10 protein-coding genes and 2 pseudogenes are annotated in these 11,328 nt (G+C 60.6%); 5 read left to right on the top strand and 7 right to left on the bottom strand.

The genetic code is table 11. The features are described from left to right. Window positions 1–458: 458 nt before the first annotated feature. From ACLBW8_RS22040 to ACLBW8_RS22025, 4 genes are all read left to right on the top strand, one after another. Window positions 459–1,091, top strand: coding sequence for a glutathione S-transferase family protein (locus ACLBW8_RS22040; RefSeq protein WP_447806286.1), 633 nt, complete (start codon window positions 459–461; stop codon window positions 1,089–1,091). Between the two features lie 14 nt (window positions 1,092–1,105). Continuing rightward, entirely contained in the window at window positions 1,106–1,843 is a 738-nt protein-coding gene (locus ACLBW8_RS22035; RefSeq protein WP_064453847.1) for an NAD-dependent epimerase/dehydratase family protein, read from the top strand. 141 nt (window positions 1,844–1,984) lie between these two features. After that, complete coding sequence (locus ACLBW8_RS22030) at window positions 1,985–3,400, top strand: MFS transporter (protein ID WP_064453848.1); 1,416 nt, start codon at window positions 1,985–1,987, stop codon at window positions 3,398–3,400. A 135-nt stretch (window positions 3,401–3,535) separates the two neighbouring features. Beyond that, window positions 3,536–4,045 carry a hypothetical protein gene (locus ACLBW8_RS22025; RefSeq protein ID WP_064453849.1) on the top strand — a complete coding sequence of 170 codons (510 nt, stop codon included), beginning with the start codon at window positions 3,536–3,538 and terminating at the stop codon, window positions 4,043–4,045. A 133-nt stretch (window positions 4,046–4,178) separates the two neighbouring features. On the opposite strand, the pseudogene ACLBW8_RS22020 reads toward ACLBW8_RS22025, so the two are convergent. From ACLBW8_RS22020 to ACLBW8_RS22010, 3 genes and pseudogenes are all read right to left on the bottom strand, one after another. Continuing rightward, window positions 4,179–4,586 (bottom strand): annotated as a pseudogene (locus ACLBW8_RS22020) (methyl-accepting chemotaxis protein); the annotation flags it as partial. Between the two features lie 135 nt (window positions 4,587–4,721). Then, window positions 4,722–5,498: pseudogene (locus ACLBW8_RS22015) on the bottom strand (PAS domain-containing protein); the annotation flags it as partial. A 167-nt stretch (window positions 5,499–5,665) separates the two neighbouring features. After that, entirely contained in the window at window positions 5,666–6,535 is an 870-nt protein-coding gene (locus tag ACLBW8_RS22010) for a LysR family transcriptional regulator (RefSeq protein ID WP_447806285.1), read from the bottom strand. Between the two features lie 107 nt (window positions 6,536–6,642). Between ACLBW8_RS22010 and gstA the strand changes: the two genes are divergently transcribed. Beyond that, the gene (gene gstA / locus ACLBW8_RS22005; protein WP_447806284.1) at window positions 6,643–7,242 is read left to right on the top strand and encodes a glutathione transferase GstA; all 600 of its coding nucleotides are present in this window, start codon (window positions 6,643–6,645) and stop codon (window positions 7,240–7,242) included. Between the two features lie 537 nt (window positions 7,243–7,779). Here the strand turns inward: gstA and ACLBW8_RS22000 are convergent. The 4 genes from ACLBW8_RS22000 to ACLBW8_RS21985 all read right to left on the bottom strand — a co-directional run bounded on the left by ACLBW8_RS22000 (window position 7,780) and on the right by ACLBW8_RS21985 (window position 11,327). Continuing rightward, entirely contained in the window at window positions 7,780–8,706 is a 927-nt protein-coding gene (locus ACLBW8_RS22000; protein ID WP_064453852.1) for an aliphatic sulfonate ABC transporter substrate-binding protein, read from the bottom strand. Next, window positions 8,706–9,719 carry an ABC transporter substrate-binding protein gene (locus ACLBW8_RS21995; protein ID WP_447806283.1) on the bottom strand — a complete coding sequence of 338 codons (1,014 nt, stop codon included), beginning with the start codon at window positions 9,717–9,719 and terminating at the stop codon, window positions 8,706–8,708. Before ACLBW8_RS21995 ends, ACLBW8_RS22000 begins: the two co-directional genes overlap by 1 nt. Window positions 9,720–9,917: 198 nt before the next feature. After that, window positions 9,918–10,427, bottom strand: a complete 510-nt coding sequence (locus ACLBW8_RS21990) for a sigma-70 family RNA polymerase sigma factor (RefSeq protein WP_064453854.1) — start codon at window positions 10,425–10,427, stop codon at window positions 9,918–9,920. A 108-nt stretch (window positions 10,428–10,535) separates the two neighbouring features. Beyond that, on the bottom strand, window positions 10,536–11,327 hold the full coding sequence (locus tag ACLBW8_RS21985; RefSeq protein WP_447806282.1) for a phosphate/phosphite/phosphonate ABC transporter substrate-binding protein: 792 nt from the start codon (window positions 11,325–11,327) through the stop codon (window positions 10,536–10,538). Window position 11,328 lies beyond the last annotated feature (1 nt).

Below are 11,328 nucleotides of genomic sequence, written 5' to 3'. Positions count from 1 at the left end.
CCGCCCTTACGGCGGGTCACTTTGGAAAAGCCCCAAAGTAACCAAAGGGCTCTTGCCCCACCACTCGGCACCTCGCTTAGGCTCGGTGTTCCCTCACGCAGGCTTTGGACCGTGGGCCGCCGCCATGGGCCATCCTTGGCCCATCGCGGCTAAACCGGCGTCCTGCCGGTTTAGCCACGCTCCAAAGCCTGCGTTCGGCCAGCGTGGTTAACGGGGCGCCCAAGATCAAAATCAACAGCAGATCAAAGTCAAAAGCAAGGCACGGCGGCCTGGTAGCCGACCTGAGTGGTTAGATCAAAAGCGCAAGCGAAGTGGTGTGCCAGTTGATGGAGTGGGTGAATGGTGCACCGCATTCGCGAGCAAACCCGCTCCCACATTTTGACCCTGCCCGCTTAAGACCCTCGCTGTCATCTACGCCCCCTGCTAGATTGGCCATTCACCATCGTCAGGGAAGTACCATGGGACACTCACTGAAAATTCTCGGCCGCACGTCCTCCATCAACGTGCGCAAAGTGCTCTGGACCTGTCAGGAACTGGGCATCGACTATGTACGCGAAGACTGGGGCATTGGCTTCAAGCCTACCCAATCCGCCGAATTCCTCGCCCTGAACCCCAACGCCCAAGTGCCGGTGCTGATCGACGACCACGGTGTATTGTGGGAATCCAACACCATCTGCCGCTACCTCATCGGCCTTTACCAACGCACAGACCTGCTGCCCGCCGAACCCGCGCCACGCGCGCGGGTCGAGCAATGGGTGGACTGGCAAGCCAGCGAACTCAACCGCGCCTGGGGCGATGCCTTCACCGCGCTGGTGCGCAACAACCCGGACGGCCTGGACGCCGCGCAGATTGCCGCCGCCGTGCAGGTGTGGAACGGCAAGATGGGTCTGCTGGAACAGCAGTTGGCCAAAACCGGCGCTTATGTAGCCGGGGATGAATTTACCCTCGCCGATATCCTCATCGGCCTCTCGGTGCACCGTTGGCAGAACACGCCCATGGAGCGCCCGCCCTACCCCGCCATTGCGGCGTACTACCAGCGCCTCAGCGGGCGCCAAGGCTTCAAGACCTTCGCCCTCGACGGCCACAACTAAAACAAGGACTCACCGTGAACGGACTCAACGTACTGCTGACCGGCGCCTGCGGAAGAATCGGCAAGACCTTTTTCGAAGCCTCGAAGGAGCGCTACCGCTTCACCCTCACCGACCGCCTCGCGCCGGCTTTCGATGTGGGCGAACACCGTTTCGTGCACGCCGACCTCAGCGATAAAACCACCCTCGCGGCCCTGCTCGACGGCATCGACGTGATCGTGCACCTGTCGGGCATCCCCCACGCCAGCGCTTCGTTCGACGAATTGCTGCCGAACAATATCCTCGCCACCACCTACCTGTTCGAAGCCGCCGTGGCGGCGGGCGTCAAACGCCTGGTGTTCGCCAGCAGCGCGCAGACCATCGAAGGCTACCCCGTAGATCGCCAAATCACCCCAGGCATGCAAGTGATGCCCGCCAACCTGTATGGCGTGAGCAAATGCTACGGCGAGGCACTGTGCGGCTATTACGCGGCAAAAACCCCACTCTCCACGATTGCCCTGCGCATCGGCGCCTTTGAGTTCCCCGAAACCCACGACCTGAACAACGCCCGCGACCTCAGCGCCTGGCTCAGCCCACGTGATGCCGTGCAACTGCTGCAACGTTCGGTGGACGCTGAGGGTGTGAAGCACCTGATCGCCCATGGCATTTCCAATAACCGCTTCAAGCGCCTGGACCTGAGCGAAACCACACGGGTGCTGGGCTATCAACCGGTGGATGACGCCTTTCAGACCTTCGAGATCCCCATCACCTACTGAGCCCCCTGCGCCATAAAAGCTTGAAACCCGACGCCCAGGCGCAATAAATCGGCGAATGTGTGGCCTGCCGCACGCAACTTCACAAGCGCCGATTTCCGTTAGCCCGCTAAGATTCCAGGTCACTGCCCCTGGAATCTGCCCATGTCGACACTCACCGCCTCAGCCACGGACGGCCTCGACCCGATCCGTGCCGCCCATATCAGCGCGCGCATCGACCGCCTACCTGCCGTCGCCACTCTGTGGCGCCTGGTGGCATTGCTGTCGATCGGCGGCTTTTTCGAGCTGTATGACCTGTTCCAAACCGCCTATATCAGCCCCGGTTTGATCAGCGACGGGATTTTCCACACCGGCAGCGAAGGCGTGTTTGGCTTCTCTGACCAGGCGGCGTTCGCCTCTGCGACCTTTCTGGGCCTGTTCCTCGGCGCCAGCCTGCTCAGCCCCATCGCCGACCGTTTTGGGCGTCGGGCGATTTTTACCTTTGCGCTGATCTGGTACACCGTGGCCACCGTGCTGATGGGTATTCAGACGTCCGCGCTGGGCATCATCGGCATGCGTTTTCTGGTGGGCATCGGCCTGGGCATCGAACTGGTGACCATCGACGCCTACCTCTCGGAACTGGTGCCCAAGCGCATGCGCAGCTCGGCGTTTGCCTTTGCGTTTTTCATCCAGTTTCTGTCGGTGCCGGCGGTGGCGTTGATGTCGTGGTGGCTGGTGCCCCAGGCGCCGTTCGGGGTTTCCGGCTGGCGCTGGGTGGTGCTGAGCAGTGCAGTGTTTGCGTTGTTTATCTGGCAACTGCGCAAGCGCCTGCCGGAATCACCCCGCTGGCTGGCGCAAAAGGGCCGCTTTGACGAAGCCGGGCAGATCATGGACAGCCTCGAAGCACGCTGCCAACAGGATCATGGCAAACCGCTGGATGAGCCCGAACCCGAAGCCGTCAGCGTGCAGGGCAGCGGGCGTTTTGCCGATATCTGGCAACCGCCCTACCGCCGCCGGGCACTGATGCTGATCGTGTTTCATGTGTTCCAGGCGATCGGTTTTTTCGGCTTCGGCAATTGGTTGCCGGCGTTGTTGTCGGGCCAGGGTGTGAGCGTGACCCATAGCTTGATGTACGCCTTTATCATCACCCTCGCCTACCCGCTGGGGCCGCTGCTGTTTGTGAAGGTGGCCAATCGTTTTGAAAACAAATGGCAGATCGTCGGTTCGGCCATGGGCGCGATGATCTTCGGCAGCCTGTTCGCCCTGCAAACCACGGCGGTGGGGCTGGTGATCTGCGGGGTGATGATCACGTTCTGCAATGCCTGGCTGAGCTTCAGTTACCACTCCTACCAGAGCGAATTGTTCCCGACCAATATCCGCGCGCGGGCGGTGGGGTTCTGCTATTCGTTCAGCCGCTTGTCCACGGTGTTCAGCAGCCTGTTGATCGGGTTCATTCTTGAGCATCTGGGCACGCCGGGCGTATTGGCGTTTATTGCCAGCAGCATGTTGATCGTGATGATCACCATCAGTTGGTTCGGGCCGCGTACGCGTAACCTGGCGCTGGAAAATATCGCCCACTGACGGCAACGGTTGGCCGCCTGCGGGACAACACTTGCCGCGACGGCCGCGCCATCCCCAATAAAGCCGGGGATTTGGCGCTCGGCATGCTATTTGCTCGTGCTGTCGCACCGAACACATATCCGCAGGTGACCGATCATGCTGGTTAACAACAACGCTCAAGCCGTGTCGACCGTCCAAAAGCTCAAGCGCTCCGACATGGACCCCGCCAACGCTGCCGCCAGCACGCTGTACAGCGGTGCCCTGCAAGCGGCGCAGCAAAGCGTAACCGTACCGGCCGCGCAGCAGGACCTGAACAAGGCCAGTGATCGTATCGACGAAGCCTTCGCCAAGACCCGTGTGCAGTTGCAAGCCACGACGGCGGCACCCACTGCGACCACTGATGTGCCGGCGACGGGCTCGACCACCAGCACCGCGCGTGCTGATTTCACCGACTACATGAGCAAATCCCCGGCTGAACGCATCCGTGAGCAATTGCTCAAGGAGCAGGGTTTGACCGAAGCACAAGTGCAGGCAATGCCGCAGGAAAAACAGGACGCGATTGCCAAGCAAGTGGCTGATCGTGTGAAGCAGCAGCAAGATCAGCAAGTAGCGGCGAAAGCCACTGACCCGGCGCAGTCGGTTAAAGAAACCCTGGCCGCGATTTAACAGACACGCTGATCAAATGTGGGAGCTGGCTTGCCTGAGATGCAGAAACCCGGGTGTATCAGGTACACCGAGTTGATGCTATCGCAGGCAAGTCAGCTCCCACAGTGATCGGGTTACCACGGCGGTAACGTATCTACTGCAATTGCAGGGTCGAGTTGAACTGACTGATCGCATCCACCACATGCCGTGACCCTTCCTGAATCTCCAGGATCACCTGCCCCGCCTCATTCGCCAGTTCCACCCCCAGCCCTGTGCGGCTCAGGCTCGACTGCATGCTCGATACCGCGCTCAGCGACAGGTCGTGGTTCTTGCGCACCACCTCCACAATCTCCTCCGTTGCCTGGCTGGTGCGCGCTGCGAGGCTGCGCACTTCGTCGGCCACCACCGCAAACCCACGCCCATGCTCACCGGCCCGCGCCGCTTCAATCGCCGCGTTGAGCGCGAGCATATTGGTTTGTTCGGCAATGCTACGAATGGTCTGCACGATGGCGCCGATGATGTCCGACTGTTTGTTGACCGCGTCGATGCTTTGGGCCGCCTGATTCAGGTCGCTGGAAATCTCTTCAATGATCTGCACGGTTTGCTGCACAACCTCAGAGCCCTTGCGCGCGCAGGCGTCGTTTTGTACCGAGGTGGCGTGGGCCGAATCGGCGGCGCTGCGCAGGGTGGTGACCTGGTCGGTGATGTCGCTGGCGAACTTCACCACTTTGTACAGGCGCCCGTTGGTGTCGAAGATGGGGTTGTAGGAGGCTTCCAGAAACAGGGTTTTGCCGTATTTGTTTTTTCGTTCGAAGCGATGGGAGTGATATTCGCCACGGTTGAGCGAGGCCCAGAAGGCCTTGTAAGTGGGGGACTCTACTTCGCTGCGCTGGCAGAACATGCTGTGGTGCTGGCCGATGATTTCTTCGCGCGAATACTGCACCGCGCGCAGGAAGTTATCGTTGGCATTGATGATCTGGCCTTGAGGGGTAAATTCGATCACCGCCATGGACCGGCTGATGGCGTCGATCAGGCTCTGGTTCTCGTGTTCATGGTGAACCCGTGCGGAAATGTCCGAGGCCACTTTGATGACACTCTGCACCTGATTGTCGCTGCTCAGCACCGGCATGTAGCTGGCTTCGAGCCACACCTCCTCGCCGCGCTTATTCAGGCGCATAAAGGTGCCGCTCAGGGCTTCGCCGCGCGCCAGGTCGCGCCACAACTTAGTGTAAGGCTCGGTGTGGGTGTAGGCCTCTTCGCAAAAGATGCGGTGATGTTTGCCGCGAATCTCCTCGACGTTGTAGCCCATGGTTTTGCAGAAGTTGTCATTGGCGTCGAGGATCACACCGTTGCGGTCGAATTCGATCATCGCCATGGAGCGGCTGATGGCCGCGAGTTTGGCGTTGGCTTCGGTGAGCGCACAGGAAAAACGTTGGATTTCTTGCAGGTCGGATTTGTGATGGCGGTTGAACATGATCAGATCACCCTTGATTCCCGGCGCCTGAAAGGCGCATTCCATTCATTTGTTGGATAGTGCTAGCTAACCTTCATGGGGAAATAACCATCCGAAACGCTTTATATGCCAAACGTCATCAACGGTTCAGGATCAGCATAGACAGGGCTTGGCGCTATGCAAGGCCACTAATCAGCCAGCATTTTTAACAATGCGCTGACGGCGGCTGAGGGTGAACGGGTTGGCGAGCCAACCAAGGCAAATTCGCGGTGCAGCGGGACGCTCAACGGCATAACACGCAGGCCGTTGTGCGGGGCCGGCAAGGCCATTTGAGGCACCAGTGTGACGCCGACGCCTTCGCGCACCAGGCTATAGGCGCTGCTCCATTCGCGCACTTCCACGCGGATATCACGCAGGGTCAGCCCCGCCAATGTCGCCAGGCTGCGGGCATTGGCGGTACAGCCACCGGTGGCCAGCACGAAGGGTTGCTGGAGCAATTCCTCAAGCGACACCGTGGCATCGGCCGGGCGCTGCGCGATGGGATGGTTGATCGGCAGCACGGCCATCCAAAAGTCGCGCCCCAATACCGTGGCGTTGCGCGCGGGCTCGGGGTTGAGCACCACGCCCAGGTCGATCAGGTCGGCGTCGAGCAAGGTGTGCACTTCGCTGTCGGTGACATCCAGGGTGGTGATCTCGATACCTGGGTTCAACTGACGAAAACGTTGCAGCAACGGTGTCAGAAAGGTCGCCAGCACCATCGGAAAACTGGCAATGCGAATGCTCCCACGCAGCAGCGGCCGAGACTCATCCACGGTGGTACGAATCGCCTGTAACGCGCCCATCATCACCCGCGCGTGCTCAATCACACCGATCCCCAGGGCGGTAGGCAAGGTCTTGCGCGGTTCACGGGTGAACAGTTGCGCACCCAATGCTACCTCCATGGTTGCCATGGCTTGGCTGGCAGCGGACTGGGTCATGCCTACCTTTTCGGCGGCTGCCGTGATGCTGCCGTGGTCGGCCACGGCCACCAGCAAACGCCAGTGCATCAGGTTCATCATGACAGTAGCTGTCCTTATGGGTGGGATCTGAAGGTTTAATTTTACGCAAGGTGCCATGCCCGCGAGACTGGCGCAAATGAACGACAACCGATCAGGAACCACTCTTCATGAAACTGTACTTTTCCCCCGATGCCTGTTCTCTCGCCCCCCATATCGTGTTGCGCGAATTGGCCTTGCCATTCGACCTGGTGCGGGTCGATAACCAGGCTAAAACCACGGCCGACGGCGACGATTTCCTGCAGATCAGCCCAAAGGGCTACGTGGCGGCGCTGCAACTGGATAATGGCGAAGTGCTGACCGAGGCCAGTGCGATCCTGCAATACCTGGCCGACCTGAAACCCGCCGCGCACCTGGCCCCGGCCAATGGCAGTTGGGAGCGCGTGCGCTTGCAGGAGTGGCTGAACTTTATCGCCAGCGAGATTCATGGCGGGCTGGCGATTTTCTTTAACGGCGCGATTCAGGGCGATGTGCGGGCGATGTTCGTGGCCAAGGTGTACAAGCGTTTTGCGATTCTGGTGCAGACCCTGGAGCGCCAGGATTATCTGTTGGGCGCGCAGTACTCGGTGGCAGATGCGTACCTGTTCGTGGTGCTGCGCTGGGCGGGGTTTCACGCTATCGACCTGCAACAGTGGCCGGCGCTGGCTGCGTTTCAGCAGCGGATTGGCGAGCGGCAAACAGTTATCGCGGCCCTGGCCGCCGAAGCCTGATGGCCTGAAATGCAATTAAAATGTGGGAGCGGGCTTGCTCGCGAAAGCGGAGTGTCAGCCACAGAATGTTTCGACTGATACACCGCCATCGCGGGCAAGCCCGCTCCCACAGTTGAACGGCGTTGTATTAGAGAAAGCGTTTCACACCGCTAGCGTCGAGGCTGCTGCGTTGGCTGCCGAGAATCCATGATCTGAAATGCAAATAAACAGGTGGGAGCGGGCTTGCTCGCGAAAGCGGAGTGTCAGCCACCGAATGTTTCGACTGATACACCGCTATCGCGGGCAAGCCCGCTCCCACAGTTGAACGGCGTTGTTTCAGAGAAAGCGTTTCATACCGCTAGCGTCGAGGCTGCTGCGTTGGCTGCCGAGAATCCATGATCTGAAATGCACTTAAACAGGCGGGCTTGCTCGCGAAAGCGGAGTGTCAGCCAACGAATGTTTCGACTGATACACCGCTATCGCGGGCAAGCACGCTCCCACAGTTGAACGGCGTTGTTTTAGAGAAAGTGTTTCATACCGCTAGCGTCGATCAAGAGGCTATGGCGCCTTGAGCACGATTTGCTGCACATCGACCTTTTTCGGGATCAGGCCGTTGGCGAAGAACAGGTCGGCAGTGCGCTGCTGGTTAGCGATGTCGATGGCTTCCAATGGGCGAATCGGCGCGGGCGAGCGGTGTTCGAAGTAGCTTTTGACCACGGCCGGTGGCAGGCCCAGGGTCTTGGCCATCAACGCGATGCTTTGCTCGGGTTGGTCCAGGGACAGACGCTGCGCCTTAGCCAGGGTTTTGATAATCGCGGCGATCGCGTGCGGGTGCTGCCGGGCAAACGGGCTGCTGACCACAAAGAAACTGCCGGCCGGATTAAGGCCCTGGCCGTCCCCCAATACGCGGGCCGAGCCGTCCACTACCGCGGCCGAGTAGTACGGGTCCCATACCACCCAGGCGTCCACCTTACCTTGCTCAAACGCGGCGCGGCCGTCGGAGGGCGACAGGTACACCACGTTCACATCCTTCCATTGCAAGCCGGCGCGCAGCAGGCTTTTGAGGAACAGGTTGTGCGCGCTGGAGCCTTTGAGCAGCGCCACACGCTTACCCTTGAGTTCGGCCACGTGCTGAATCGTGCTGGTTTGAGGCACCAATACAGCTTCGGTCTTGCCGTCGTTCGGCTCGACGGCGAAGTACTGCAAATCAATGCCGGCGGCCTGGGCAAAGATCGGCGGGATGTCACCGATATTGCCGATGTCCAGGCTGCCGCCGTTCAACGCTTCGATCAGCGGCGGGCCACCGAGGAATTCGACCCACTGCACCTGGGTGCCAGGCAACGCCTCTTCGAAGAGTTTGTGCTCACGGGCCAGCACCATGCTCACCGAGCTTTTCTGGTAACCGATGCGCAACGTGGAGGGTTCGGCTGCCAACACGTGACCGGCAACCAGCGAGAGAACGACCGCAGCGAGGACTTTCAGCATCAGAGCGCTCCCTTGACCTTGGCCGCCACATCCGCTGGCACCCACTGTTGCCAGACGTTCGGCTGCTCTTTGAGGAACGCCAGCGCGACTTGGCGCGGCGGCTCACGTTTCTCGCTCATCTGCGCGAGAATGCCGTTGAGCAGGTCGATCGGCAGGTCGACTTTTTCAAAGAACGTGACCAGTTGCGGGTGCTGCGCCTTGAACGGCGCCGATACGCCAATCGCCAGGTGCGCCGGCATCGAGCGGGTGCCGATGGGGTGCGCGTTGTTGGCGTCGGCCAGGGTTTTCCAGGCGTCGGCGTTGAACGGCGGTTCATCCAGCTTGATCAGCTTGAAACGACCGAGCAGCGGGGTCGGCGACCAGTAGTAGAACAACACCGGTTTGCCGCGGCGGATCGACGACGCCACTTCGGCATCCAGCGCCGCACCGGAGCCGGTGCGGAAGTTGACGAAGGTGTCGGTCAGGCCATAGGCCTTGAGCTTCTGGCTGTTGACGATTTCCGAGGTCCAGCCGGTAGGGCTGTTGAGGAAGCGGCCTTTGCTTGGGTCTTCGGGGTCGCGGAACACATCCTTGTAGCGCGCCAGGTCGGCCACTGATTTGAGGTCCGGCGCCAGGGGTTTGATGCCGCGCTCGGCATCGCCCTTGATCACGTATTCGGGCACCCACCAGCCTTCGGTGGCGCCTTTGACCGTGTCGCCCAGGCCGAAGACTTTGCCTTCGGCTTCAGCCTTGACCCACGCCGGACTGCGCCCGGCCCACTCTTCACCAATCACCTGAATATCGTCCTTGGCCAGGGCGGCTTCCAGGCTCACGGTGCTGCCGGGCAAAGTGTCAGTGGGCAAGCCGTAGCCTTTCTCGACGATCAGGCGCAGCACTTCGGTGATCAAGCTGCCGCTTTCCCAGGTGATGTCGCCGAAGTGGATCGGTTTGACCGCTTCGGCGGCCTGGGTTGGCTGCGTCAGAACAGCGAGCGCCAGCAGCGAGCCACCGAGCAGGTTTTTTAGTTTTCTCATGAGTAGCCTCTTGGAGGTTCGATTCACAACGTATTCAAAGTGGGCACGGGCAATGTGGGAGCTGGCGTGCCTGCGATGCAGGCACCTCGGTTGTTCAGGGGTACCGAGGTGATGCCTTCGCAGGCAAGCCAGCTTCCGCAGGGAACGAGTGAAGTGTTCAGGCAGCATTGACGGTCACCCACAGGCCAGTGCGGCGGTTCATTCCAGGCCCAGCCGCAGGCAACGGTTGAACGCACGGGCCATGTAGTCGCTGACCGAGCGCTGGGAAATCCCCAGTTCGGCGGTGATCTCTGGGTAGGTCAGGCCATTGAGTTGCGACAGCAGGAAGGTCGCCTTGACCTTGGCCGGCAAGCCGTCGAGCAACTGGTCAATGGCTTGCAGGGCCTGGAATATTTGCGCGAGGTCTTCGGGCGACGGCGCGGTGCAAGTTTCGTCGTTAGCCAGGGCATCGAGGTAGGCGCGCTCCAGGTCACGGCGCCGCCACAATTGGTACATCAGGCGCAGTGCGATGGTGGTGAGCAAGGCGCGTGGCTGTCGGATCGGCAGCACGCCCGGCGCACTCAAGAGCTGGGTAAAGGTATCGGCGGCGATGTCTTCGGCGTGTGCACGCGAATCGAGGTGGCGGTGCAAACGGCTGCACAGCCAGTCGTAATGACTGCGGAACAACCCGCCCACGTAATCGCTGTGAGAAATATCGGCGCCGGACATAGTGGCTCCATCTGAGTAGGTTTCACGTTATGTCCGGTGTTCCGGTGGAGCGATCCTAGCAAGGCTGCTTATTCTTTAATAATATTTAAAAGGTATTTTTATATAACCTTATTGAAGCTTTGAATAGCCGACGTCAGCGGCTCGTTGCTGGTAGTCCAGCAGCACCTGATAGTGATCTTCGCTGGCCGGCAGGACTGCCTGTATCCCCAGCGTTTTGACGACATCCGGTAAATCCTGCAATGCCAGGTTCATCGCCTCACGAATTCGCATCACCTGCTCATCGCTCAGGCCCAACGGCCCGATGTAGGGCAAGGTCGGGCTCGGCGCGCTGTGAGTGACAATGCGCAGCCCCGCCACTTCCTGCGGGGCGAAACGGGCGAGGTAGTCGTAGGTGACGCTGTCGATGGCGGCAAGATCAGCGCGGTCTTCGCGCAGCCAGCGCAAGCTTTCGCGGTGGGCACCGCTGATGCCGACGCTGGCGAAGAAACGACCGTCGCGTTGCAACGGCGCCAGGCGTTCGCGCAGCAGGTTCATGCCGCTGTTGGAATCGTGGCCGTTGATCACGCCGCGGCTGTTGTAGAAGTCCGCCAGTTGGGTGCGCGGGTTGGCGTTGCGGGTGAGCAGCAGGCTGCAATGCTCGCCATGGCTGCTGTGGACCAACTCATAGCGCGGGCGACCGATCACGCGCACCTTGCCGCGCAGTTGGGTCATCAACGGGTAGCCGCAGGTTTGGCTGACGAGCAAATCAGGGGACAGCCACAGGCTGGGCAGGTCGAGGTGGTCGGCGTTACGACGGGTCAGGTTCAGGCGCTCGAAGATGCGTGCCAGCCAGCGCTGGTTGGCGTGCTGCACCGCTTCGGGCGCGACGTACATCTGCAGCTCGGCGTAGTGGTCACTCATG

This window comes from Pseudomonas sp. M5A4_2d (genome assembly GCF_053345295.1).
This window is presented reverse-complemented; position numbering and strand designations above follow the sequence as displayed.